At 36.6% G+C, this 24069-nt stretch carries 27 protein-coding genes; 13 read left to right on the top strand and 14 right to left on the bottom strand.

Annotation, left to right across the window (positions count from 1 at the left end; all coding sequences use genetic code 11):
- Positions 1–42: 42 nt before the first annotated feature.
- Positions 43–795 carry a prepilin peptidase gene (locus ACQKNX_RS00155; protein WP_427427023.1) on the top strand — a complete coding sequence of 251 codons (753 nt, stop codon included), beginning with the start codon at positions 43–45 and terminating at the stop codon, positions 793–795.
- Positions 796–807: 12 nt separating this feature from the next.
- Positions 808–1530, top strand: coding sequence for a gamma-glutamyl-gamma-aminobutyrate hydrolase family protein (locus ACQKNX_RS00160; RefSeq protein ID WP_427427024.1), 723 nt, complete (start codon positions 808–810; stop codon positions 1528–1530).
- Between the two features lie 37 nt (positions 1531–1567).
- On the opposite strand, the gene lexA is transcribed toward ACQKNX_RS00160, so the two are convergent.
- Positions 1568–2185 carry a transcriptional repressor LexA gene (gene lexA / locus ACQKNX_RS00165; protein ID WP_401008790.1) on the bottom strand — a complete coding sequence of 206 codons (618 nt, stop codon included), beginning with the start codon at positions 2183–2185 and terminating at the stop codon, positions 1568–1570.
- Between the two features lie 175 nt (positions 2186–2360).
- Here lexA and yneA point away from each other — a divergent pair, with 175 nt between their 5' ends.
- Together yneA and ACQKNX_RS00175 are read left to right on the top strand one after the other, a co-directional pair.
- Positions 2361–2675, top strand: coding sequence for a cell division suppressor protein YneA (gene yneA / locus ACQKNX_RS00170; RefSeq protein WP_427427025.1), 315 nt, complete (start codon positions 2361–2363; stop codon positions 2673–2675).
- Complete coding sequence (locus ACQKNX_RS00175; protein WP_427427026.1) at positions 2672–3337, top strand: YneB family resolvase-like protein; 666 nt, start codon at positions 2672–2674, stop codon at positions 3335–3337. Before yneA ends, ACQKNX_RS00175 begins: the two co-directional genes overlap by 4 nt.
- A gap of 86 nt (positions 3338–3423) precedes the next feature.
- Here the strand turns inward: ACQKNX_RS00175 and ACQKNX_RS00180 are convergent, their stop codons facing one another.
- A complete protein-coding gene (locus ACQKNX_RS00180; RefSeq protein ID WP_427427027.1) occupies positions 3424–3945 on the bottom strand; it encodes a GNAT family N-acetyltransferase in 522 nt (173 codons plus the stop codon).
- A gap of 183 nt (positions 3946–4128) precedes the next feature.
- Here ACQKNX_RS00180 and ACQKNX_RS00185 point away from each other — a divergent pair, with 183 nt between their 5' ends.
- Positions 4129–4362: a DUF896 domain-containing protein gene (locus ACQKNX_RS00185; protein WP_340825578.1), complete on the top strand. Its 234-nt coding sequence runs from the start codon at positions 4129–4131 to the stop codon at positions 4360–4362.
- Positions 4363–4582: 220 nt separating this feature from the next.
- The gene (gene tkt, locus ACQKNX_RS00190; protein ID WP_427427028.1) at positions 4583–6577 is read left to right on the top strand and encodes a transketolase; all 1995 of its coding nucleotides are present in this window, start codon (positions 4583–4585) and stop codon (positions 6575–6577) included.
- 401 nt (positions 6578–6978) lie between these two features.
- On the opposite strand, the gene ACQKNX_RS00195 is transcribed toward tkt, so the two are convergent.
- Complete coding sequence (locus ACQKNX_RS00195) at positions 6979–7533, bottom strand: TetR/AcrR family transcriptional regulator (protein ID WP_427427029.1); 555 nt, start codon at positions 7531–7533, stop codon at positions 6979–6981.
- A 181-nt stretch (positions 7534–7714) separates the two neighbouring features.
- On the opposite strand from ACQKNX_RS00195, the gene ACQKNX_RS00200 reads away from it, so the two are divergent.
- Positions 7715–8884, top strand: coding sequence for an MFS transporter (locus ACQKNX_RS00200; protein ID WP_427427030.1), 1170 nt, complete (start codon positions 7715–7717; stop codon positions 8882–8884).
- 671 nt (positions 8885–9555) lie between these two features.
- Here the strand turns inward: ACQKNX_RS00200 and ACQKNX_RS00205 are convergent.
- The 6 genes from ACQKNX_RS00205 to ACQKNX_RS00230 form a co-directional block, all read right to left on the bottom strand.
- Complete coding sequence (locus ACQKNX_RS00205) at positions 9556–10188, bottom strand: response regulator (RefSeq protein ID WP_427427031.1); 633 nt, start codon at positions 10186–10188, stop codon at positions 9556–9558.
- Entirely contained in the window at positions 10163–11200 is a 1038-nt protein-coding gene (locus ACQKNX_RS00210) for a sensor histidine kinase (protein WP_427427032.1), read from the bottom strand. The genes ACQKNX_RS00205 and ACQKNX_RS00210 overlap by 26 nt, the downstream gene beginning before the upstream one ends.
- The gene (liaF, locus tag ACQKNX_RS00215) at positions 11197–11877 is read right to left on the bottom strand and encodes a cell wall-active antibiotics response protein LiaF (protein ID WP_427427033.1); all 681 of its coding nucleotides are present in this window, start codon (positions 11875–11877) and stop codon (positions 11197–11199) included. The genes ACQKNX_RS00210 and liaF overlap by 4 nt, the downstream gene beginning before the upstream one ends.
- A 50-nt stretch (positions 11878–11927) precedes the next feature.
- Positions 11928–13055 carry an alpha/beta fold hydrolase gene (locus ACQKNX_RS00220; RefSeq protein WP_427427034.1) on the bottom strand — a complete coding sequence of 376 codons (1128 nt, stop codon included), beginning with the start codon at positions 13053–13055 and terminating at the stop codon, positions 11928–11930.
- Positions 13056–13152: 97 nt separating this feature from the next.
- Entirely contained in the window at positions 13153–13791 is a 639-nt protein-coding gene (locus ACQKNX_RS00225) for a PspA/IM30 family protein (protein WP_427427035.1), read from the bottom strand.
- A 16-nt stretch (positions 13792–13807) separates the two neighbouring features.
- On the bottom strand, positions 13808–14161 hold the full coding sequence (locus ACQKNX_RS00230; protein WP_427427036.1) for an ABC transporter permease: 354 nt from the start codon (positions 14159–14161) through the stop codon (positions 13808–13810).
- Between the two features lie 229 nt (positions 14162–14390).
- On the opposite strand from ACQKNX_RS00230, the gene sirA reads away from it, so the two are divergent.
- Both sirA and ACQKNX_RS00240 read left to right on the top strand, forming a co-directional pair.
- Positions 14391–14816: a sporulation inhibitor of replication protein SirA gene (gene sirA / locus ACQKNX_RS00235; RefSeq protein ID WP_173478238.1), complete on the top strand. Its 426-nt coding sequence runs from the start codon at positions 14391–14393 to the stop codon at positions 14814–14816.
- Between the two features lie 100 nt (positions 14817–14916).
- Complete coding sequence (locus tag ACQKNX_RS00240; protein ID WP_024361518.1) at positions 14917–15135, top strand: YneF family protein; 219 nt, start codon at positions 14917–14919, stop codon at positions 15133–15135.
- Positions 15136–15544: 409 nt separating this feature from the next.
- On the opposite strand, the gene ACQKNX_RS00245 is transcribed toward ACQKNX_RS00240, so the two are convergent.
- Genes ACQKNX_RS00245 through ACQKNX_RS00255 form a run of 3 tightly spaced genes read right to left on the bottom strand, consistent with a single transcriptional unit; the run spans position 15545 to position 17779 of the window.
- On the bottom strand, positions 15545–16549 hold the full coding sequence (locus tag ACQKNX_RS00245) for a CobW family GTP-binding protein (protein ID WP_427427037.1): 1005 nt from the start codon (positions 16547–16549) through the stop codon (positions 15545–15547).
- 10 nt (positions 16550–16559) lie between these two features.
- The gene (locus ACQKNX_RS00250; RefSeq protein ID WP_427427038.1) at positions 16560–16889 is read right to left on the bottom strand and encodes a hypothetical protein; all 330 of its coding nucleotides are present in this window, start codon (positions 16887–16889) and stop codon (positions 16560–16562) included.
- A gap of 11 nt (positions 16890–16900) precedes the next feature.
- On the bottom strand, positions 16901–17779 hold the full coding sequence (locus ACQKNX_RS00255; protein WP_427427039.1) for a polysaccharide deacetylase family protein: 879 nt from the start codon (positions 17777–17779) through the stop codon (positions 16901–16903).
- A 149-nt stretch (positions 17780–17928) separates the two neighbouring features.
- Here ACQKNX_RS00255 and ACQKNX_RS00260 point away from each other — a divergent pair, with 149 nt between their 5' ends.
- Together ACQKNX_RS00260 and ACQKNX_RS00265 are read left to right on the top strand one after the other, a co-directional pair.
- Complete coding sequence (locus ACQKNX_RS00260; RefSeq protein WP_427427040.1) at positions 17929–19623, top strand: sigma-54 interaction domain-containing protein; 1695 nt, start codon at positions 17929–17931, stop codon at positions 19621–19623.
- Positions 19624–19727: 104 nt separating this feature from the next.
- Entirely contained in the window at positions 19728–20168 is a 441-nt protein-coding gene (locus tag ACQKNX_RS00265; RefSeq protein WP_427427041.1) for a PH domain-containing protein, read from the top strand.
- 86 nt (positions 20169–20254) lie between these two features.
- Here the strand turns inward: ACQKNX_RS00265 and ACQKNX_RS00270 are convergent, their stop codons facing one another.
- Complete coding sequence (locus tag ACQKNX_RS00270; RefSeq protein WP_427427042.1) at positions 20255–20473, bottom strand: hypothetical protein; 219 nt, start codon at positions 20471–20473, stop codon at positions 20255–20257.
- Between the two features lie 129 nt (positions 20474–20602).
- Between ACQKNX_RS00270 and ACQKNX_RS00275 the strand changes: the two genes are divergently transcribed.
- Both ACQKNX_RS00275 and ACQKNX_RS00280 read left to right on the top strand, forming a co-directional pair.
- Positions 20603–21106, top strand: a complete 504-nt coding sequence (locus tag ACQKNX_RS00275; RefSeq protein ID WP_427427043.1) for a cysteine hydrolase family protein — start codon at positions 20603–20605, stop codon at positions 21104–21106.
- 445 nt (positions 21107–21551) lie between these two features.
- On the top strand, positions 21552–22352 hold the full coding sequence (locus ACQKNX_RS00280; protein ID WP_427427044.1) for a carbon-nitrogen hydrolase family protein: 801 nt from the start codon (positions 21552–21554) through the stop codon (positions 22350–22352).
- Positions 22353–22882: 530 nt separating this feature from the next.
- Here ACQKNX_RS00280 and ACQKNX_RS00285 read toward each other — a convergent pair.
- Entirely contained in the window at positions 22883–24055 is a 1173-nt protein-coding gene (locus tag ACQKNX_RS00285) for a M20 metallopeptidase family protein (protein WP_427427045.1), read from the bottom strand.
- Positions 24056–24069 lie beyond the last annotated feature (14 nt).

Raw genomic sequence — 24069 nt, forward strand, 5'->3', positions numbered from 1 at the left:
CTCCAAAGTATGGGCGCTATGTTAGTTTAGGAGGCAATAAAAATGGAAATGGCTTATACAATACTAGTATTTGTATTTGGGCTAGTTTTTGGATCGTTTTTTAATGTTGTAGGCTTACGTGTGCCGATAAAGGAGTCAATTGTTAAGCCGCCCTCTCATTGTACGAGCTGTCAAAGACAATTAACGGCAATTGATTTAGTGCCAGTTTTGTCCTATGTTTTTTTAGCAGGTAAATGTCGTAGCTGTGGGCAAAAAATTTCGTGGATTTATCCGCTAATGGAGTTGCTAACAGGCGTATTATTCGCCTTTTCGTATTGGCAATTGGGCTTTAGTGAAGAGTTTATCGTAGCGATACTATTAATTTCATTATTAGTAATCCTTGTCGTATCGGACTTTGCATATATGCTTATTCCTGATAAAGTGCTTTTGTTTTTTTTGCCATTATTAGCTATTGGACGTGTGCTATCGCTTTTAACGCCGTGGTGGGATAGTATCGTAGGTGCCGTCGTCGGCTTTGGCATATTATATTGTATTGCTGTTGTATCACGTGGTGGTATGGGCGGTGGCGATATAAAATTATTCTTTTTACTTGGACTTGTACTTGGTACAATAAATACATTATTGACATTATTTGTAGCGGCGGTAATTGGTATGATTGTCGGGATAATCGTGCTCAAAGTACGGCAACAAGGTCGAAAAACGCCGATTCCTTTTGGACCATCCATTGCTTTAGCTGCAATTATCGTGTATTTCTATGGTGAAGTCATCATCGATTGGTATGTAGGATTATGGTAAGGGGGTATATGGATGAAACCAATTATTGGTATTACAGCATTTGCGGAGGACGATTTATCGTCAAAATTGAATGTAGCCTATAGCAAAAGTGTCATTGAGGCTGGTGGCATTCCATTTATTATTCCACTAGGGGTAGAGGAAGATGTAGCACAAATTTTATCGTTGACGGACGGCTTATTATTATCTGGTGGTCATGATGTTCATCCATTTGAATTTGGAGCGGAGCCTCTACCGAAGCTAGGACAAATACATCCAGAACGAGATAGGGTGGAGCTTGCCTTAATTCATGCGGCTTTTACAAGGAAAATGCCAATTTTGGGGATTTGCCGTGGCATGCAAATACTTAATGTTGCATTAGGTGGAACTTTATACCAAGATATTGATAGCGAATATCATAGTAGTAAGCTGTTAAAGCATACGCAACAAGCGGCTCGTGGTGTTGCTACACATTATGTGCAAATTACGCCAGATACGTTGTTAAAATCAATTATCGAGGAAGAAAAAATTGCTGTGAATTCATTTCACCATCAAGCTGTAAATGTATTAGCAGAGAAGCTAATCGTTGCAGCGAAATCGAGTGATGGCCTAGTTGAAGCGTTCGTACACGAAGACTATCCGTTTTGTTTAGCAGTGCAGTGGCACCCAGAAGAACAAGCAGTAGTAGGAGATTTAGCTGCACAGAAACTCTTTGCAGCCTTCACTCAGGAGAGCTTAAAATATAAAAGAGAAGCATGAGTGCTTCTCTTTTTTGTTTGCTAAGTATGAGAATGCATTAATGTACACGGCGATATAAGCCGACTACTTGTCCTAAAATCGAAACTTGGTCTACAATAATCGGTTCCATTGTAGCGTTTTCTGGCTGTAAGCGAAAATGATTTTTTTCCTTGAAGAAGCGTTTAACTGTTGCTTCATCTTCTTCTGTCATTGCAACAACAATATCACCGTTATCAGCTGTTGCTCTTTGCTTGACGATGACTAAATCTCCATCAAAAATGCCCGCCTCGATCATCGATTCACCCATAATTTCTAACATAAATAGCTGATCTTCACTTGTACCGTAAATATCAGGTAATGGGAAATATTCGTCGATATTTTCAATGGCTGTTATAGGTGATCCAGCTGTTACCTTACCAACAAGCGGTACATGGATGACGCTTTGCTTTTGAATTGAATCTTCTGGCTCTAAAATTTCAATCGCACGTGGCTTAGTAGGATCTCGTCGAATAAAGCCCTTTTGCTCTAATCGAGCTAAATGTCCATGAACCGTTGAGCTTGATGCAAGTCCAACTGCTTCCCCAATCTCACGTACAGATGGCGGATACCCTTTTGCACGTACTTCTTCTTTGATAAACGCTAGTATATCCTCTTGTCTTTTCGAAACTTTTTTCATGATTGCTCACCTCTTTTTTTATATCATTCTTCTTACTATCTTCTTACTAGATAGTATAGCAGAATGCGAACACTTATGCAAACATAGGTTCGAAAAGTGTTTGACAAAAACGTCTGTTCGCTTTATCATAAGAACATACATTCCGAACAAACATTCTGAAAAGGGGATATGATGAATGAATTGGTTTAAAAAAAATACACATATTTCAATTTTATTAGGCGCATTTTTACTATTTGCAGGTTATCTTGTTATAACTGATCCTGGAGACATTACTTACACTGAAATCTATATCGAACATGGCGATAGCTTATGGTCGTTAGCTGAGCAATACCGTGGTAAAATGGGTATGGACGACTGGATAAAACTTGTGAAAGCCGAGAACGAATTACATAGCGTAAAAATAGTTGCTGGAAAATCACTTGTTATACCAGTAGTGGGGGACAATAAGATACCCACCAATTCAATTGAAATTGCGAGAAGTGAAAGATGATGAATAAACAACGAACGGCTGTAATTTACTGCCGTGTGAGCACCGAAAAAGAGACACAAAGTTCTTCATTGGAGCGTCAACAAGAAGAATTACTTCGTTATGCTAAGGAACAAAACTACGATGTGAAAAATGTTTTTCTGGATAAGCATAGTGGGTATGATGTTGAGCGCGAAGGATTACTTGAAATGCTCGATTATATTAAAGAAAAAGAGATACACGCATTATTTGTGCAAGATGAAACACGTTTAGGGCGTGGTAATGCACGAATGGCTGTACTTCATTTATTGCAAAAAACGGAAACAGATGTTTTTTCCATGCGTGATGCAGGGCCTGTACAATTGAATGAGATGGATACGATGTTGCTCGAAATTTTAGCTATTGTTGAGGAATATCAACGTAAAATCCATAATGCGAAAATTCGTCGTGGCATGCGTCGTGCAGTAGAAAATGGCTATCGTCCCGAACATAATCTTTCCAAGCGTGGTAATCCAAATGGTCAGGAGCGTAAGGAAGTGCCTATAGAAGAAATAGTGAAGCTACGCAATCGTGGCTTTACCTATGAGGAAATTGCTGCGACACTAAGAGGTCTTGGCTTCGATGTAAGTAAGGCAACCGTACATAGGCGTTATCAAGAACATCAAGAAAGGTTAGCGGGCAAGTAATTTGCCCTGCTAATCTTTTTTCATGCTTAAAAACGCTCCTGATTGGAAAATAAACTGTCCAAGTAGGTAGAAGGGCAAGATTAATTTCATGTTAAAGCTACCCATTCTTCTTGCAAAATAGCGTAATAGTATTCATCCCACCAATCGTTACCATATGGTATACATTTTTTAAAAAATCCTTCACGTTGCATACCGATTTTTTCCATCACTCGGTAGGAGGCAATATTTTCAGGCTGGCATGTAGCGATAATTCTATGAAGCTTCATTTTGGTAAACCCATAATCTAATAGGGCGTGCGCTGCTTCTGAAGCATAGCCTTGACGATAATATGCTGGGTTCAACACCCATCCAATTTCATATGTATGTTCGCCAAAGTAGGGATGGAAAACTAGATGACCAATGACTTGTTGCTGATCTTGTAAAACAATAGCAAAATGTTGTGCTTGCTCACCGCTATTATCTGTTATAAATTTTTGTACCTGTTCTACAGTTAAAACACCTTCTGGCATATAGTGCATCACCGATTTATCGGACATATAACTATAAACAGCTTGCAAATCTTGTGCTTCAAATTTTCGGATATGTAATCGTTGTGTTGTGATATTCACCTTATTTCCTCCAATAAAGTATAAATTTTTTCCTTGTATAATTAGTTATACACGACTAACATCTGGAAGTCATGTAAATTATGGCTAAGAAGTGTTTTTAAGGGTTGGTATAACTGCATTTTAAGGGAAACCATGCTATACTTTGCATACTGAAGTGATAAAGGTATTGAAAGGTGTGTAACAATGTTATCAAAAGAAAAAATTAATCGAATTAACGAATTAGCTGCAAAAGCGAAAGCGGGCAATTTAACAGAGGAAGAAGCGAAAGAACGTACTTCTCTTCGCAAAGAATATTTAGATACATTTAGAGCGTCAATGCGCGATACGATTGAAAATGTTAAAGTTGTCGATGAAGAAGGTAATGACGTTACACCTGAGAAGGTAAAACAAGCGAAAAAAAATAAATTTTTAAATTAATATGTCACAATTAATCCAGTACTAGAACGTTTGAATTTTCTATTGTTATAGCTGGATAATATTCATCTTTCAGTTCTTACATTTTAAATGGCAAGTTACAAAATGATGATAAAGTATGACATAAATCTCAAATAGTATAACAAAAGCATTGTTTTCTAGGACAATGTTGACTAAACTGTAGTAGAACAATATATAGGACGAGAAAGGATGTCACAACATAATGACTCAACATGCGGATCAACTAGCGATTAATGCTATCCGAACATTGTCAATTGATGCAATTGAAAAAGCAAATTCAGGTCACCCAGGCTTACCGATGGGGGCAGCGCCAATGGCTTATACGCTTTGGACAAAACAACTTCGCCACAATCCGGCTAATCCAAAGTGGTATAACCGCGATCGTTTCGTACTTTCAGCAGGTCACGGCTCTATGCTTTTATATAGCCTACTTCACCTTGGAGGTTACGGCCTTCCAATGGAAGAAATTCAAAACTTCCGTCAATGGGATTCATTAACACCAGGACATCCAGAATACGGTCATACTGTTGGGGTAGAGGCAACTACAGGTCCTCTTGGACAAGGTATTGCTATGTCAGTTGGTATGGCAATGGCAGAGCGTCATTTAGCTGCTACTTATAATAAACCAGGACATGATATTGTCGATCACTATACATTTGCGCTTTGCGGCGATGGCGACTTAATGGAAGGTGTTGCAGCTGAAGCGATTTCATTAGCTGGTCACTTAAAACTTGAAAAATTAATCGTATTATACGATTCAAATGATATTTCATTAGATGGTGATTTGGAAAAATCATTCTCTGAAAACGTTCAAAAACGCTTTGATTCATATGGCTGGAACTATTTAAAAGTTGCTGACGGCACAGATATAGACGCTGTTAACAAAGCAATCGAGGAAGCGAAAAAATCTACTGGCAAGCCAACACTTGTTGAAGTGAAAACAGTAATTGGTTTCGGTTCTCCAAATAAGTCAGGTAAATCTGATTCTCACGGTGCTCCACTAGGTACTGATGAAGTTGTATTAACAAAAGCAGCGTATGAATGGGCACATGAACCATTCCAAATTCCTGCTGAAGTATATGATACGTTCAATGCAGCTGCTGAAGTGCAAGGTGCACAATCAGAAGCAGCTTGGAATACGAAATTTGAAGCATACAAAGCTGAGTTCCCAGAATTAGCAGCTCAATTCGAAAATGCTATGAATGGTAAGCTACCAGAAGATTTTGCAGCAGAATTACCAGTATATGAAGCAGGTAAATCTGTAGCAACACGTTCTTCTTCAGGTGACGCTATTAATGCAATTGCAAAGAAAACTCCATCATTCTTCGGTGGTTCAGCTGACCTTGCAGGCTCAAACAAAACGTCAATGAAGGGCGCAGGCGACTTCTCAGCAGACGATTATGCTGGCCGCAATATTTGGTTCGGTGTGCGTGAATTTGCAATGGGCGCAGCAATGAACGGTATGGCTCTTCACGGTGGTCTAAACGTCTTTGGTGGTACATTCTTCGTATTCTCAGATTACGTTCGTCCTGCTGTACGTCTTTCTGCATTAATGGGTCTTCCTGTGACATATGTATTCACACATGACTCAATTGCTGTAGGGGAAGATGGTCCAACACATGAACCAATCGAACATTTAGCTTCATTACGTGCAATGCCAAATCTTTCTGTTGTTCGTCCAGCAGATGCGAATGAATCTGCAGTTGCATGGGAGCTTGCTGTATCTTCTGAAAAAACACCAACTGTTTTAGTATTATCTCGTCAAAACTTACCAGTGCTTGACGCATCAATTGAAACAGTTCGCGAAGGTGTTACAAAAGGAGCTTACACTGTATCACCTGCTTCTAAAGAAGTGGCAGATGCCATTTTAATTGCAACAGGTTCAGAAGTTTCACTTGCAGTGGAAGCACAAAAAGCGTTAAAAGCTGAAGGTATGGATGTAGCAGTCGTGTCAATGCCATCAATGGATCGCTTCGAAAAACAAGATGCAGCATATAAAGAATCAGTTCTTCCGAAAGCTGTGACAAAACGTCTTGCAATCGAAATGGGTGCATCATTCGGTTGGCATAAATACACTGGCTTTGAAGGAGACGTTCTTGCTATCGACAAGTTCGGCGCTTCTGCACCAGGTGAACTAGTTATGGAAAAATACGGTTTCACAGTAGAAAATGTTGTAGCGAAAGTTAAAGCGCTATAAAATTATTACAAGATAAAGTAACGTTACTCTTTAAGTAAACGAAAAGTACACCGCGTAAATAGTGGTGTACTTTTTGTTTGCCGTTGATTTCCGCTACGGGCGGGCACTTTCCGCGGGCACATCGTAAGCCGCAACCCTCGCTAACGCGCGGTCTGTTGCGTCTTACGTTTTGTGCGTTCCCGCAGGAGTTGCCGTCCTCCGCTTCAATCAACTAGTATCTCTTAAGGACGAAAAAGTACATCACGTATATAGTGGTGTACTTTTGGGGTGAAACTTAAAATAAACACATATTTAGAGTCTGAATTAGAAAGCTAATTCAGACTCTATTTTTTATTGATATCACTTGGAAAATAGCCACTGGTGAAATTAAGGAGAGAGTTGATCTACAAAAATGCAGGTACCTATAAATTTCTCTCAAATAATATCCCTATTTGTTCCTCCATCACTTTGGGAGGGTAGGGCATTTCATTCATAAACCACCATTCCACTGTCCCTACATAAGCTGCTCCCATAAACTGAAGAATAATATCTTCATTTAAACTTCTATTTTTACCCTCCGTTATATTCCATTCATTCCTTTCATTCTTAATATCTTCGATGACAAACTCGAAGAACCGATTTCGAAAGAAATGGGCCCCTTTACTGGCTAACATAGAGGAAAAAAACAAATAATTACTTTCAAAATAATCAAACCAAGTTTTACTTCCGTTTTTAGAATCCGTTTCATCTTCCTGTTCGCAGATTTCCCGTAGAGAATTAATATGTTCCTCAATGAGCTTATCTAATAAATCATACTTATCCGTGTAATGAAGATAGATGGTTCTTCTACTAACGTTTGCCCTATTAGAAATATCTTGTATCGTAATGTCATCAAATTTTTTTTCAGACATCAATTCAATAACAGCTTTTTTTATAGCTTCTTGAGATTTAAGTATTCTTCTATCCACTTTTGACATTATGAAGATCACCAAACTTCCTATAAAATAATTCACAATTTTTAACGATGTGTGCACTAATATACAATTCCTATTCATTTGATAATTGTAAACAACCTGTATATATATAATAATACACGTGTGTCACATAATACATCAATGTGCATAAATTTATTGTAATGTAGATTGGAGATAAAACTCTATGGATAAAAATAATAATTTGCTTATCTTTATATTGACTGTCGGAGTTTTCGGTATTTTAACTACCGAAATGGGGGTAATTGGGATATTACCTTTAATTGCGGAACACTTTCAGATCAGTGTATCCAAAGCAGGGCTACTAGTGAGTCTCTTTGCACTTGCTGTTGCAATATCAGGTCCTATTTTACCGTTATTGTTTTCAGGTATAAATCGTAAGAAGGTAATGTTACTTGTACTTGGAATTTTTGTTCTGGGGAACATAATCTCAATGTTAACATCAGACTTTACCATCTTATTAATTGCTCGTACGATTCCAGCGTTTTTTCATCCGATTTATTGTTCATTAGCTTTGACTATAGCTGCTACCTCGGTTAGCCAGGAAGAATCTCGAAAGGCTGTTTCTAAAGTAATGATGGGAGTGACAGGAGGTATGGTACTAGGTGTGCCAATCACCAACTATATTGCTAGTAATACAACCATAGAAATGGCGTTTTTACTCTTTACGATTGTTAACATTATGGCATTCTTAGCTACAATGTTATTTATACCATCTATGCCTGTTAAGGAAAGGCTTTCTTATGGAGCTCAAATAAGCGTATTAAAAAAACCGATTACTTGGTTAGCGATTGCTACTGTCATATTTATAGGTTCTGCAACTTCGAGCGTAAATAGTTTTATTGCAGAATACCTTCAAACCATTACAAATATCTCGGGAAAAACTTTAAGTTTGGCATTATTATTATTAGGCTTAGCAAGTCTTATTGGAAATCTCGCAGGCGGAAAGTTGCTTACTAAAAACGCATTTAAAACTGTAATATTTTATCCAATTGTATTAGGCATAGTTTATATGTTATCGTTCCTAACAGGAAAGTCCACTGGACCTATGATGATAACGATATTGTTCTGGGGTATATTATTTGCTATAGGAAATAATATTAGTCAATATTGGATAACTTCTGCAACTCCAAAAGCTCCTGAATTCGGTAATGGATTATTTTTATCGTGTGGTAATCTAGGGATAACAATCGGTACAACAGTAAGTGGATTATTTATATCAGGAATGGGTACTCAATATATCGTATTAAGTGGTTTATTATTCTTAATATTAAGTTTAATATCCATTTTACTGAAAAGCTATATTGATACTCCTACAAAACAACTTTCCAAATAAAAAAATTTTGAAATTGTTTTTTTAGATTCTACTAATGAATTCCAACTAACCTGCTCAGTTGAAGTACTACTATCTATACAAAAAGAGCCAAATTAAAGACCAAGTTAATCTACAAAAAGTGTAGGTTTAACTTGGTCTTTATGTATTAACAACAACAATTTATGTGAAAACAGCCGTATTTAATCTAACTAGGACTAACCTTATTGAGAAACAGCTTAATGTATAGTCTAACGTTTGTAAATTAAATCATTCCAACCATATACTTTGTCTGATATACCTAATCTTTGGGCTGGAGTTTCTTCTGTACCTCCTGATTTAAAAGGCAAACAAAAATTATTGGTTCGATTTTGGGATCGCACTTAGGAATGAAAATGGTGCAATATATTAAGGTGAAATGGCTTCAAATTACATTGCCTGCAATCTTCCTTCTATTGATTGCACAAGTTGTCCGGGATGTATTGTTCTAAATTATATGTAGAAAAAAGGATAGCTGAATCAAATGTTCAGTTATCCCTTCCTGATTAAAGTGCTTGGATTGCTGATAGAAGCTGATGAATCGCCACTAAATCAAGAACAATCGCCACTAAAGCATGGCGAATCGCCACTATAAGCACTCAAATCGCCACAAAAACAGCACCTACCGCCAATAACTGGGTGACTCTAATAAAATATTACTTTGCCAACCCATTTTGGAAGGCGTAGACCACCGCTTGTGTACGATCTTGGACATCTAATTTGGCTAAAATATTGCTAACATGGGTTTTCACGGTTTTTAATGCGATGTATAAGTCATCAGCAATTTCTTGGTTGGCTTTGCCTTTTGCCATTAATAAAAGAACTTCCATTTCACGGTCAGTTAATTGTTCATAAAGTGGTGTGTTCGAACCGTAGCGCATACGGTGCATCATTTTAGATGTGACTTCTGGCTCCAAAACGGTTTCCCCACCGATTGTTTTGCGGATGGCGTCAGCAATTTGCTTAGCGTTGGATGTTTTTAAAATATAGCTAACCGCGCCAGCCTCTAAAGCCGGATAAACTTTGTCATCATCTAAAAAGCTTGTGACCATCATGATTTTCGCTTCTGGCCAGGCTTCTAATATTTTGGCAGTCGCTTCCGCTCCTGTCATGACAGGCATGACATTGTCCATTAAAATAATATGTGGGCGAAGGGCGAGGGCACGTTCTACAGCCTCTGCACCATTTTCCGCTTCACCAACAACGGTAATATCGGGCTGTGCAGACAAGTAGGCAGATACGCCAATTCGGACCATCTCGTGGTCATCCACTATTAATACTTGGATCAACTTCAACAACCTCCTTCTGTAGGGGAACTTTTACCTCTACAATCGTACCTTCTCCAGGTACAGAAACAATTTTATACGTACAGCCAATTTCCACCGCTCGCTCGGCGATATTTTGTAGTCCATAGGAAGTCGATTTATCAGCCTCCACATCAAAGCCGAGGCCATTATCTTGAATACGTAAAATCGCTAAACCATCTCGGGCAACAAGCAATAGTTCGACCTCAGTTGCTTTAGAATGTCGCAATGTATTTGATAAAGCTTCCTGCGCAATGCGGAACAAATGATCTTCTTCTGCCTTCGATAAAGACATTTCTTCTAGCTCATATTCAATATGAAAATATACTTTTTGTTGAAGCTCGATAATTAATTCCTCTAAGCCTTGGGCGAGTGTTTTATTGTGCAGGGCAACAGGACGTAAATGTAATAATAATGCCCGCATTTCCAGCTGTGCCTGCTGTACAATTTTTTCTACTTGCTTTAAGCTTTTAGCATTTTCATGGCTTTCTGTCAGCGCAGAAAGTAACATGGAAGCGGCAAATAGTTGCTGTGAAACGGAGTCATGCAGTTCACGTGCAAGACGTTGACGTTCGGCAATAATGCGCTCTTGGATGACTTTATCATTCGCTTCCGCACGTTCATTGGAAAGTCGCTGTAAACTTTTCCGTTGTGTATCGATTAGCTCGCTCGTTTGAACAAGTGCTTTTTTCAATGGTTTCGGTAATGCCTGTTTTTTAGGAAGGACGAAATCTGGCTCGATTAATTCCTTCACAAAGCGAGTAGCTTGTGCCTCTCGCGCTCGAGCTGTCATACTAATCCAGCATGAAATGATGAAACTAAGAGCAAACAGACTTATTAAAATCACGCCACCTAGCGGCATATTATCATAATTTTGTTGCCATAAAGGTTGCCAAACTTTTTCATTTGGTTCGCCCCAGACAGCAAAGAGAAGGCCGAATGCTGCACCAATTAATATGAAAAATAAAGTAAATACTCTTGAAAGAAATGCAATCATTTACGTAGCACCTCCAAATCTCCTAGCCATGTAGCAACGTGTATAACGAGGGTACGCTTTGCATCTTCATGGTTGCCATCTGAGAACACAATACTTTCATTCAGCAGTCGTTGAGTACTACCTTGCAAACATGTAAATTCTCCAAATAACGTCGTGTAATGTAATCGAAATGGAATTTCATAAGGGACATAAATTTGCACTTTGCCAATTCCTTGTCGGATTGTAACTAGACTTGGGCCAGCAGGTAAAATCGTTTGGGTTGTATCAATCGTAATGTCACCAGCAAGACGTTGGATTTGCACATCTTGCCATTTATAGGCATCAACAGGTGCAGGTATCGTACCAAATAGTTCATTTTTATTTGCCGGAAGCTTTTCGAATTCTAATGTAACGATTTTCGGTTCATTTTCTCGTTGTAAGTATTGATAGAGCATGTATAAGAGCAAGATAACGATAAATAGGCGCAAACTCCACATCGTAAAGAGGGAGATGGCGATAAAGAAAATTCCAGTCCATTTTAAAAATCGTATATTTTTCGAAAAGCTTAAATAGAGCAATACAGCCCCAATTATTAAACAAAAAGCGCCACCATTATTAAAAATTGTGAGCTCTACAAAAACGAGTAAAAAGAAGCATAGTACCCAAAATGTAAGTTTATTTGTTGTAAAGTTTTGCAAGAGGGTCACCCTTCTTTCTACTAAATTTATTTCCGTGGAATTTCAGTTTCCTAGTAATGAGCTTCTACCATCGTTTTAATGGCGTTTGGTATTATAGCAGCATCCAGTGCATTTGGATAATGGGCAGAGTGCTCTAATGTAATAAATTGTTTACCGTTTGGTGCATCTACTAATTCATAATATTGTTGTGCTAATTCATAATTAGTCTGTTTATCGTATTTACCTTGAATAAAATATACAGGGACATCAATACGCTTTATAGACTCAAAAAAATTCGTTTCAATGATTTCTTTTTTTAGCTCGGTGCTTTTTATAAGGCTAAATTGTGGACCTGATATAAAAGCTTTATATAAATCCTGTAGTGAGTAATCAGGGGAGGTAAACGCCCCTTTTATTAAATCAATGACATTCACTTTTTTTATTGTATCATCATAATAATTCATGCCTTTATATTGATTGATAAGATCGCTAAATTGATCTTCCTCGTCTGCAAAATACGGCCCTTTTCCTAAAGACTCTAATACTTGAAGTGTCTTTTTATCATCATTCGCAATGGCTTCACCCTGTAACCAATTATAACCAAGTTCTTGCCCTTTACTACTATTTGTTAATTGAGCTATGCCCATATAGGCGTAAATTTTTTTTGGATAGTTGGCTACTAATTGAGTTCCAATTACTGTACCAAATGATTGACCAATGACAAATATTTTTTCTTGATGATAAGTTTCTCTAATATAATCAACGATAACATTCGCATCATCTGTGAATTGACTAAGGTTCATTGTAGAAATAGATAAATCTTTATTAAAACTTTTACCTGAACCTCTTTGATCATAATACACAGCAACACAATGATCGGTTATTTCCGGATACAATGTTCGAGCGCTGACGCCATATGGGAACGGCGAGCCCGGCCCACCATGTAAAAATAAACAAAATGGTTTGTTTTTATTTTTACCTTCAATTAATAGAAACTGTTTGTCTCCATTTACATTTAATTCTTTAAGCTCACTAATGCCGCCATTGTCGATTAAGGCATTACTTTTTTGTTGAATGTGCTGTTGTGCGATAAAACGATAACTAAATAATAGGATTGTCAGAAACATAAGTATAAGAAAAGCAAAAATACATATAGTAATCAATAGATTAAACCGTTTCCTTTGTTTATTCTTTTTCATTGATCATTATCCTTTATCTCTTTTTATCCCCCTATACTCAAAGAAATGGGATGCTTCAATAATTGAGGCATCCCTTATTTCTTTCCATTATAACATGTTATTTCTTTTCAATGAGTAGGGGTGAAGTAGCTTCGGCTGTATTTTTTTCAAGCGCTGCAAGACGTGCCTCAAAAGTTGTTACTTCATGATCTTTGTCGATACGGTAAGCAAGCTTATCGATATAAGATTCTAAATCTTCGAAATTCGCCTTGTTGTTGTTGGCAAGCATGCCGTCCATTTGATGGTGTGCACGTGTGACATTTTCTTTCCCCATTAACTGTAATTGACGAACTTTCATATCTTTAATTTTGTGCTTCATTGTTTCAAATTTACGCTCTAGCTCAAAGTATTCATGTGTGCTCGCCTCGATGCTTGACTGCAACGTATGATTACGAGTTGTATAAGCAGCTACTTCGTCAGATGCGAAATCGATTAAGTCTTGTTCGCCACTACCTAATGCTAATTGAAGTTGCGCTTCACGTTTAGCTAGTAACTCGGCATTTTGTTTTAGCTCAAGTTCCATTTTTTCTTTTAGCTTGCCTTGACGTTCTAATAATTTGCCTGTTTGCTCAGTTTGCTTTTCTGCTTCGCGAATATATTGATTTAACATGGCGATAGGATTTTTTTGTTCCTTTTTATCAAATACTTGATGTAAATCAGCCTCAATTGTGTATCTAAAACGTTGGAATAAGTTCATTTTTAATTCGCTCCTTTTATTTTGTTAAATTTGACCATTCTTTTTCAAAGTTTGTAAATGGATCTTCTTCTTTCGCTTCCACTTTTGGGATTTTAACGTCTTCGCCATTCCATTTTTTGTAGATAACATAAATAATGGCGATTGCCGCAAGACCAATCATTGCTGGAATATTAGAAACAGCTGAAAGCACACCAATTAGACCAACTGTAAACCAAATGATTTTTGCAAATGTCGATTTACTCCCAATGTAGAAGTGCATACCTAGTGCAACGAGTACACCTGAAAATAATAAGCCTGTAATTGGACCGATTAATGCAAGTGCAACACATGCTGCAATAATACCTCCAGTTAATAAAAGAAATTTTTTCATATGTTTTAGCTCCTTTCGTTTGTACCTTTATGTTACCTGTTTGAAAGATCATCTAAAACGGACTGGAAATGGATTTTCATCTAGGTCTTGAGGCTGAGCATTATTTGATAAGCTGAAACTAGAAGCTTTTCGACAAAAATAGAAGATGGTTACCTCCTTCGTTTGACAAATTAACATGTTCCAATCCGCTATACTTACGTTAAAGAAACTGAGCGAAGGGGGATTTCTGGTGAGAACCTATTCCATATATAAAATAAAAGAAGAGCATTTAACGTTTATTTTCGGTAGAGAGCGTAAGTTATTAGAAATGATGCAGGGCTGTGAAGATGCCAATGAGAAATCCTTAAAAGAACTCGCGTATATATGTGAAACTGTCCGCTTCGATGAAATTGCTGCAATGCTAGAAGCACAGCTAGATTCCAAATATGCTCATTTAGAAAGAGCGCGGAATGCTTTATTTTTAGAACATCCAATCAAAGGGAAGATGGCAATTTATTTAGTAGATCGTAAAATCTGTGTCTATTGTGAAGGGTCGCGAATGCTTGATTTGGATTTATTTCAAATGCTAGCAAAAATGAGTGAGCGTTTTATTGCCTTTAATAAACAAGATAATGAGTGTGGTTGGTTAAAGCCGATGAAGTATACAATGCACTAGGAATTTTCACTATAATATATAGTAACACGCTAGTATTTGGTGTATAATGGAGCGTGGAGAGTTTTTTTCTCGGTATATTGTAGTGGAGGAGGTTGGTTGTATGCCTACATGGGGCTGGATTATTATTGTAATTATCGCATTAGCAGCTGGCGCAGCACTTGGTTTCTATTTTGCACGTCAAGCTATGATGAAATATTTAAAAGAAAACCCACCAATTAACGAACAAATGATTCGAATGATGATGGCACAAATGGGTCGTACGCCGTCTGAAAAGCAAGTACGCCAAATGATGACTCAAATGAATAAATTCCAGAAATAATTGGAATTTTTAAGGAGCAGCTGGTTTTGTAAACCGGTTGCTTTTTTCGTTGTTGTTTACTCTGCATATGTGCATTCATATGTAGAAGCGGTATACCAAAGTTTGATTATATCATCTTTTGATTGTATAATTTTTGAATTAATGATTATATTAGGTTTTTTCCTCTATTGTTATAGAAAAAAGATTAAAAAATATTGAAAAACAAAACAGTCGAGTAATCGAAAGTTTAGAGGAGATTAGAGATAAGAAATAGAGGGCAAATATGGATGTTAAATGATAGTTTATGGATGAAACAATTGAATATAGAGGGAAGGTCTTTTAAAGCAATGCATAAAAAAACGTGCTTAGATGAAAGGAAAGAATGGATTCATCTAAGCACGTATTCGTATTAAGCTTTCGACAATGTTTCCTAAATGCAATGAACATGCAGTAAATTGATTTCCGTACCGAGAAATGTTTGAAAGGAGAATAATGATTGGTGTAATAACGTAGGCGGGATATCTTTCATAATAAAGACAATATGTGAAACCTGTGTATTTTCAGGCCATTCACTTAAATGGATAGGAGGGTGAATAATATGCTGTACACCATTTAAGATGATAGGCCCTGCTTCACCAACATCTAGCATTCCTTTGACGCGCAGTATTTTTTCTCCTTTTGCATATAGCAATAAGCTAAGCCATACACCGAAACTATTCCAATTTAACGGTTGCAAAAATGCAAAAGAAATTGAATGAATATGCGATGTATTGATGTGAGGAGGTAGCTGATAGTTGCTAGGTAGACAATTGTTATATATTTTCCTTTCAACATTTAAAATAGAGGGCTCCACATTGCCATTTTCAACATGAACAATTTTACATGTTGGGTTAATTCTTATTATTTCTGCACAAATCAAATCAAGTTCTTTTGTCGTTACTATATCTACTTTCGTTAGCGCAACGATATCAGCTGCCGAGATTTGCTTGACTGTTTCTTCATGATTTTTTATTTGCATAGCGCCATTTTTTGCATCAACGGTTGTTATTATCCCATCAACAACAAAACGATGTTGTAAAAGAGGATTTGTCATGATGGTAAATAAAATCGGAGCGGGGTCAGCTAAGCCAGTTGTTTCGATAATAACACGATCAAAATCAATTCCATCCTGTTCAGAACTAAATAACAAGTTTTTTAGTTCTTCCTCTAAATCTTCACGCGCATGACAACAAATACAACCGCCTTGTAGTAAGGTCGTTTTTTCTTCTGCTTGTCTTAGCAAATAATGATCTAAGCCGATTTTGCCAAACTCATTGACAATAACCGCAATGTTTTCAGTTAGTAGATGATGCGTTAATAAGCTTTGAAGCAGTGTTGTTTTACCGCTACCTAAGCTACCAGTTAAAATCGTAATCGCTTTTTTTCTAGATGGCATATACTTTCACTCAATTCGCTATCATTATTTTTTCCATTACGTCCGCGCTCAGTGGATCAATAGCGTAGCCGTTAAGCTTTTCTACTTCAGCCCATAAAGTCCCTAAATCATGGACGATTGATGTATTCCCTTTTAAATCGCTAAGAATAAATTTACTGCCATTCCATTCAGTAAGTTTTAATTGATATAAAACTAAAATTTTATTGATGAATTGAACGCGCTCAATTCTCGATTGCTGTCTAGAACGTTGTAAGTCACCAACAATAATTTCTGATGTAGCATCTTCTTTAAACTCTGTCCAATGTACGTTCGCTATGAAATCACCACAAAAAATACACATAGAATGCCCCCTTATGTGCGTGGATAACGTTTTGCGAAATCGTTGGCAATTTCATTAAATGTTACCCAACGAATATGTTCATGGGAGTTAATATACTTTATAAGGCGATGATGCATTTGTAATACTTGAGGACGACCACTGACATCTGGATGGATTGTCATCGTAAATACAGCATAATCCATATTTTCGTAAACCCAATCGAATTGGTCTTTCCACATTTGTTCGATATCGCGAGGATTAACAAAACCATGACTGTTTGGAGATTTTTTAATAAACATCATTGGAGGTAAATCATCTAAATACCAGTTTGCTGGAATTTCAATTAAATCGGTTTCTTCGCCTCTTTCTAAAGGCTTCATCCATTCTTCAGCTTGCTTGCTATAATCAATTTTTGTCCATTTATCCCCGACACGTACATAGTAAGGTGTAAAATCATTATGCATTAAACTGTGATCGTATTTAATGCCATGTTTAATTAATAATTCATTCGTTACATTGGAAAACTCCCACCAAGGCGCAACATAGCCAGTCGGTTTTTCGCCTGTCAAATCTTCAATAAGTTGAATCGATTTGAGCAAAACCTGTTCTTCTTGTTTCGGTGTCATCGCAATAGGATTTTCATGAGAATATCCGTGTGCGCCAATTTCATGACCTCGTTCAAAAACATCTTTCATTTCAGTTGGGAACGTTTCAATCGAATGACCAGGAATAAACCAAGTTGTTTTAATATTATGTTTGTCGAATAAATCTAAAAGTCTAGGAGTTCCGACTTCACCTGCAAATAAACCACGTGAAATATCATCAGGTGAATCTTCGCCCCCGTAAGACCCCAGCCAACCTGCTACTGCATCAACGTCAATACCATATGCTACTAAAATCTCTCGTTGCATCTATCATCCATCCCTTTAATGATTTTTTATCATTAGTCTAGCGAAAAAAACGATTCTTGTAATAAATTTTTTAAATAATTTAGAAAATATGCACAATTGCATAAAGCTTATGTTATAATGCTGAAAAAATTAAAGAATGGAGAGGTACTATGCTTGGAAATATTAAAATTTCTTCTGAAACAATCGAAAAGCTACCATTAGCATCAATTATTTACGATGAAAATTTTTCTATTAAAATGCTAAATACCAAAGCACAAAAAGCCATTCAACTTAACCGTGAAATTATTAATCATCGGAAATTAGCACCGCTATTGAAAAAAGCTTTTGCCACTGACATTCCATTAATGAAAAGTATTCGTTGCGGTGACAAAGCATATCAATTTTTCTTCTCTAGAATAAGTGAGAAAGGCAAAAACTACATATTAGTTTCCATTAATTCGTCATGGCCATTGCAACAAGATTATGAACGGTATAAGGAAGAAAGTGAGGATTTAAAAGCGATATTTGAATCTTCTTACGACGTTCTTTATGTATCTGATCACAAAGGAAATACATTAAGAGTTAGTGCAGCATGCAAGCATATATGGGGTGTAAGTGAGGAACAGCTGATTGGGAAAAATGTTTTAGAGTTGGAAAGGGAAGGGGTATACCAACCTTCAATAACAAGACTAGTTTTAGAAAATAAAAAGAAAATATCAACGGTCCAATTAACCAAAAATAACAAAAGGTTATTAGTAGTAGGGACCCCTATAAAAAATAAGCAGGGGGAAATAATAAGGGTTGTAAATGCTTCGAGGGATATTACAGATATTAGTAACCTACAACAAGAAATACAACAGTTGAAATGTTTAATAAATGAATATCAACGTGAACTGTCAAAATTACACAACGATAGGAAGACCCCTTCGAGTTCGCTCGTTTATAAAAGTAAAAAATTAGAGGCAGCAGTTAAGCTTGCAAAACGTGTAGCAGCAGTAGATTCGACCGTCTTAATTTTAGGAGAAACCGGTGTTGGTAAAGAGGTTTTTGCCAATTTTATTCATGAAATGAGCTATCGGAAAAATAAGCCTTTTATTAAAATCAATTGTAGTGCTATACCCGAAAACTTATTAGAATCTGAGTTGTTTGGCTATGAAAAAGGTGCATTTACTGGAGCAAATAGAGAGGGGAAAATAGGGTTACTAGAGCTTGCTAATAACGGCACTTTGTTATTAGATGAAATTGGGGATATGCCTCTTTCACTTCAAATAAAATTACTTAGAGTAATACAAGAAAGAACGCTACAACGTATTGGTAGTACTAAAGCAATCCATATCAATGTGCGGTTTATAGCAGCAACACATCGAGATCTTGCTGAAGAAGTTGATATAGGAAAGTTTAGACAAGATTTATATTACCGTTTAAATGTCATTCCAATTCATTTACCCCCGTTACGTGAACGCAAGGAAGATATACTTTCTTTAGCGACGCATTTTTTAACTTCATTAAATAACAAATACCATACATCCAAAGCATTCAATTCAACCTTTACCGAAAAGTTAACCGAGTATGAGTGGCCTGGTAATATTAGAGAATTACAAAATGTAGTTGAACGATGTTATGTTATGAGCGACTCAGATGATTTGACAAGCGAAACACTCGCAATTGCGCTGAATGAAACTAAGAAGAGCAAGTCTGTACTCGTAAAAGAAATTATGCCCTTAAAAGAGTGTGTAGAATTTGCAGAAAAAGAATTATTGCAAATGGCATTTGAAACATGTAAAACAACTGTGGAAATGGCAAGATTATTAGAAGTGAATCAATCTACTATTAGTAGAAAAATTGCTAAATATAATATTCGATAAAAAAGCGTAGTTCAGACTCGATTACAAAGTGCATCTTTGAAAATAATTACAATTTTATGGATTGTTGCTTATAATGTAAGTATGTAAGAAAGGGTGATGGACGAATGGTTTTTCGCACAAAGGTAAACATGTTTTTGTTAATCGGTATATTTTTAGTCGTTGTCATTATGGGGTCAATCCCATTGCTTCCTTTGTATAAACAATTACCGTTTGCAATTTTACTGCTGATTGCTGTTCTCTTTCTTGTTGCTGGAGGTTTTGTTTGGTGGTACGGCACTTCGATACAATATGTTTTCTATAAAGAGTATTTATGTATTAAAGGTGGACCATTCAAACGTCGAATTCCTTATCTAAATATAACAAAGGTTTCTCCGACAACAGATGCATTCACCGGTTATAAAATTTCACCAACAGATCGAGGACTTGAATTATGTGTGGAATCTATAAGCTTTAGTAGTATAAAGATTTCACCAGACAATAAAACGGAGTTCATTGCAGAATTAAGAAAACGCTGTCCTAATTTGCAGATACAAAGCTTCGAGTAAAAAATATAGAGAAAATACCTCTAGCGTTACATAGAGCAAGGTATTTTCTCTTTTTTTATGAAATAGTAAATGACTGGTAGTTGGGGTTAAAATGAGTAAATACTTACTACGATTACTAGCAAAGATACTGCTGAAAATAAATAACCCCAATTGCTTCTTTTTTTTAATTGTTCTAAACCTACATTTGCTAATAAGCAGCCGAGTAATAGCGAGGATATTGGACTATATAAAAAATCATTTTTAATGAGGCTATACACAAATATGAAAACGATAAGACATGTAAGGCTAATTTTAATGAAATTCAAGTAAATTCCTCCTCTGATTAAAATTAACTGATGTATATTATAATGTAACATAAATAATTGAATGGCATGCTATATCTTTATACCGTCTTCAAATGATAAAATTTTTATATAATAGAGGAGGCAAAGATAATGAAGGCTAGTGCAGATGTTTTAATCGTAATCGATTTACAAAATGGCGTGTGTTTCAGTAATGAGCATTTATTTGATTTGCAAAATTTACTCACGAAAGTAAATAATCGAATCGCTTTATATCGAGAACACCATAAACCAATTATTTTTGTTCAACATTGTGATGAAGAACTAGTACCTGAAGAGGAACTTTGGGCGATTCATGTCAATCTAGATGTGCAAAAGCAAGATTACTTGGTTAGAAAAGAACATGCAAATTCCTTTTACAAAACGAACTTAAAAAATATTTTAGATGAAATAGCTGTACAGCGTATTGAATTTTGTGGTGCACAAACAGAATATTGTATGGATGCTACGATTAAATTTGCTCATGGCTTAGGGTACGAGAATTTTATGGTACGTAAAGCTACTTCTACTATCCATAACCCATTCATGTCAGCGCAAGAGACAATTGATTTTTATGAAAATATATGGAATAACAGATTTTTGAAATTTATAGAATGAATTTTATAGTTAGAGGAAAAGTGTTAGATTGACTGCAGGGACTGACCCCGCAATCAATCTAACACTTTTTTTGTTGTCCTGATGCTTTTACTTATGTCAGTCACTTTCCGCACAGTGCAGGATACACGTTATGCTACCGGCGATAACACGGGTTTTACCAGCTATTTATATGATTTTATCGGCGATAACATTAGTTTTTCCGGCGATTCAAGAAATACTACTAGTATAAACACTAAATTGCATTGCTACTATGCCGAAACGCATAACTTCGCTACAAAGTTTTCATTTTTCCCTTTAAAAAATTGGCAGTATAAGAGGGTTTCTAACAATATTTTAAACCTTGAAAAGTTGGCACGATTTTTGCTAAGAAAAATTGTAAAGGAAAGGAGGACTATTGTATGTAGTGGATATAGGCAGTCATTAATTTACTAAAGCAAGGGGAGTGATGACTTTGAAACATGTAGTAGCAGCTATACAAATGAATTGTGAACTAGGCAATAAAGCAGGCAATTTACAAAGGGCGCAAATGTTAATTGAACAAGCGCTTGAACAACAGGCAACACTTATTGTATTACCTGAATTATTTAATACGGGTTATCGGGTTGAAGAACAAGATTGGCAATATGCTGAGACGATACCAGGGGAAACGACCGACTATTTACAGCGTATTGCGACTCAACACGATGTTACAATAATCGGCTGTATTTTAGAACGAGGTGAAATCGAAGGTACAATTTTTGATACCGCTTTTGTCATAGCGAAAAATGGCATATTGGGCAAATATCGAAAAACACATCTTTGGGATCAAGAAAATCTTAGATTTACTAGAGGAGATGCACTGTCAGTTATCCATAAAGATGATTTGAAAATAGGTTTACAAATTTGCTATGAAATTGGATTTCCAGAGGGAGCAAGAATTTTAACATTACAAGGAGCTAATATTCTCGTATATCCTTCAGCATTTGGCGAAAAGCGTTACTACGTGTGGGACATAGCGAGTAGAGCGAGGGCTATCGAAAATGGTTGTTTTGTTATTGCGGCCAATCGTTCAGGAAGTGAAAAACAGTCAACACATTTTGGTGGGAAAAGTAGAATTATTGATCCACAAGGCAATGTCCTAGCCGAAGCTGTACAGGAGGATGAATGCATTGTAGCAACAATCGATTTACAAAGAGTCATTCAACAACGAAGAGAAGTACCTTATTTAAGAGATTTAAATAAAGCTGTTTTTCATCCAAGCGAATAAAGTTTTAATCAGGGGGGAGAATTATGAAACGCAACACATTAATTACCAAGGATATCGTGCCCACTTTAAGAAGGCATCGCAGGAGGGGCAATTTACATACAATCGTGGGGTAAACTTGGCAGGTATGCTAGCATGGCTCATTAGTAGTGTACTCGCTATAGTGTTCATAGATTACATGTATTTCGTTGGTTTCCCTTTATCTGTTTTCATTTACTATGTACTAATGAAACGGTGGTATTTGAAGAAATACCCGCAAAAAGAAGTAGTTTCAAATTACTCAGATGAATATTTAGGAACTTCAGTGAACCGAGATTGGGAAATTCCTGTATAGAACTGAAGAAAAGGTAGCGTTCGTTATATGAAAGATGAAACAATAGAGAGCATGCTTTGCTATGTCATTTACTTAAGAGGATGTTGATACCGATAAATTTGTTGTAGAAGCTAAATATTAGTAGATGATATAAGCTTAGATAAGGATAAAAAAAAGAAGGTAGAAGAAAAGTTCTTCTACCTTCTGGACTTTAGAAAGACTAAGCTTGATTTAGCCAACTAATAGCACTATGCACAACGACCGCTACCCCTAATGGAATAACACCTTCGTCTAACATAATATTAGGGTTGTGTAATGGGTAGTTGTTGTCACCTAATCCGTTAGAGCCAGCCCACATAAACATTGTTGGAACTTGTTGGCTAATGTAAGAGAAATCTTCCGTGCCTGCTAAAGGTTCAGCGTCAATTTGTACATTGTCTTCCCCTAAAATTTCTTTTACAAAAGGTACGACTTGTTTGCACAGTGCTTCATTATTATAAAGTGATGGGGTAGAGATCGTTTTTAATTCATATGTTCCACGCATCATTTTCACTGTCGCATCTATAATTTCTTGAACTCTATTAAATAAATGATCCCTAACTTCTGGTTTGAAAGAGCGTAGTGTAGCCTCTAAATGTGCTGTATCTGGAATTATATTTGCTACTGTGCCGCCACCCATTTTACCAATAACGAGAACGGCTCTTTCCTTAGGATCAATTTCTTTGCTGACTAATGTATTCATTTGATTGTATATCGCATTGACAATCATTAAAGGATCAATAGCATTTTGAGGCTCAGAACTGTGCCCGCCTTTACCTTGCACTTTTAGGGAGAAGCCATCTAATGATGAAGCGGCAATGCCCGGTTTGTAACCAAATTTCCCTACTTCTAAATCTGGCGTGACATGAAGGGCAAGGGCAGCATCAACTTTTGGATTTTCGAGTAAGCCATTTTCTATCATATCCTTTGCGCCAAGACCAATTTCCTCGGCGGGCTGGAACATAATTTTGACAGTACCATTGATCTCTTTTTCTTTCTCTTTTAAAAGCTTTGCTGCGCCGAGCATGAACGTCGTATGGATGTCATGGCCGCAAGTATGTGCAAATCCATTTGTTGATTTAAACGGTAAATCCGTATTTTCTTCCATCGGTAATGCGTCCATATCGCCTCTTAGTAAGATTGTTTTCCCATTGCCATTTCCAATCGTTACAACTAGCCCCGCTTGTCCTACTTTTTGAGGTGTTAAGCCCAAAGAAAGTAATGTTTTTTCAACGTATGCGACTGTATTCGGTAGTTCAAATCCAATCTCAGGATGTTGGTGTAGATGTCTGCGATGATGAATGAATTCTTCTTGAAAATTTTCCGCCAATATTAATGTTTCATGTTTAGTCATATGAATACACCTCT

Origin of the sequence: Lysinibacillus sp. NPDC093712 (assembly GCF_050280025.1) — a bacterium.
Taxonomy (GTDB): Bacteria; Bacillota; Bacilli; order Bacillales_A; family Planococcaceae; genus Lysinibacillus.

Coding starts and splice junctions, on each gene's coding strand:
- ACQKNX_RS00155 (WP_427427023.1), top strand. CDS start 43: ATGGAAATGGCTTATACAATACTAGTATTTGTATTTGGGCTAGTTTTT.
- ACQKNX_RS00160 (WP_427427024.1), top strand. CDS start 808: ATGAAACCAATTATTGGTATTACAGCATTTGCGGAGGACGATTTATCG.
- lexA (WP_401008790.1), bottom strand. CDS start 2,185: ATGAAAAAAGTTTCGAAAAGACAAGAGGATATACTAGCGTTTATCAAA.
- yneA (WP_427427025.1), top strand. CDS start 2,361: ATGAATTGGTTTAAAAAAAATACACATATTTCAATTTTATTAGGCGCA.
- ACQKNX_RS00175 (WP_427427026.1), top strand. CDS start 2,672: ATGATGAATAAACAACGAACGGCTGTAATTTACTGCCGTGTGAGCACC.
- ACQKNX_RS00185 (WP_340825578.1), top strand. CDS start 4,129: ATGTTATCAAAAGAAAAAATTAATCGAATTAACGAATTAGCTGCAAAA.
- tkt (WP_427427028.1), top strand. CDS start 4,583: ATGACTCAACATGCGGATCAACTAGCGATTAATGCTATCCGAACATTG.
- ACQKNX_RS00195 (WP_427427029.1), bottom strand. CDS start 7,533: ATGTCAAAAGTGGATAGAAGAATACTTAAATCTCAAGAAGCTATAAAA.
- ACQKNX_RS00200 (WP_427427030.1), top strand. CDS start 7,715: ATGGATAAAAATAATAATTTGCTTATCTTTATATTGACTGTCGGAGTT.
- ACQKNX_RS00210 (WP_427427032.1), bottom strand. CDS start 11,200: ATGATTGCATTTCTTTCAAGAGTATTTACTTTATTTTTCATATTAATT.
- ACQKNX_RS00220 (WP_427427034.1), bottom strand. CDS start 13,055: ATGAAAAAGAATAAACAAAGGAAACGGTTTAATCTATTGATTACTATA.
- ACQKNX_RS00225 (WP_427427035.1), bottom strand. CDS start 13,791: ATGAACTTATTCCAACGTTTTAGATACACAATTGAGGCTGATTTACAT.
- ACQKNX_RS00230 (WP_427427036.1), bottom strand. CDS start 14,161: ATGAAAAAATTTCTTTTATTAACTGGAGGTATTATTGCAGCATGTGTT.
- ACQKNX_RS00240 (WP_024361518.1), top strand. CDS start 14,917: ATGCCTACATGGGGCTGGATTATTATTGTAATTATCGCATTAGCAGCT.
- ACQKNX_RS00245 (WP_427427037.1), bottom strand. CDS start 16,549: ATGCCATCTAGAAAAAAAGCGATTACGATTTTAACTGGTAGCTTAGGT.
- ACQKNX_RS00250 (WP_427427038.1), bottom strand. CDS start 16,889: ATGTGTATTTTTTGTGGTGATTTCATAGCGAACGTACATTGGACAGAG.
- ACQKNX_RS00255 (WP_427427039.1), bottom strand. CDS start 17,779: ATGCAACGAGAGATTTTAGTAGCATATGGTATTGACGTTGATGCAGTA.
- ACQKNX_RS00260 (WP_427427040.1), top strand. CDS start 17,929: ATGCTTGGAAATATTAAAATTTCTTCTGAAACAATCGAAAAGCTACCA.
- ACQKNX_RS00265 (WP_427427041.1), top strand. CDS start 19,728: ATGGTTTTTCGCACAAAGGTAAACATGTTTTTGTTAATCGGTATATTT.
- ACQKNX_RS00275 (WP_427427043.1), top strand. CDS start 20,603: ATGAAGGCTAGTGCAGATGTTTTAATCGTAATCGATTTACAAAATGGC.
- ACQKNX_RS00280 (WP_427427044.1), top strand. CDS start 21,552: ATGACTTTGAAACATGTAGTAGCAGCTATACAAATGAATTGTGAACTA.
- ACQKNX_RS00285 (WP_427427045.1), bottom strand. CDS start 24,055: ATGACTAAACATGAAACATTAATATTGGCGGAAAATTTTCAAGAAGAA.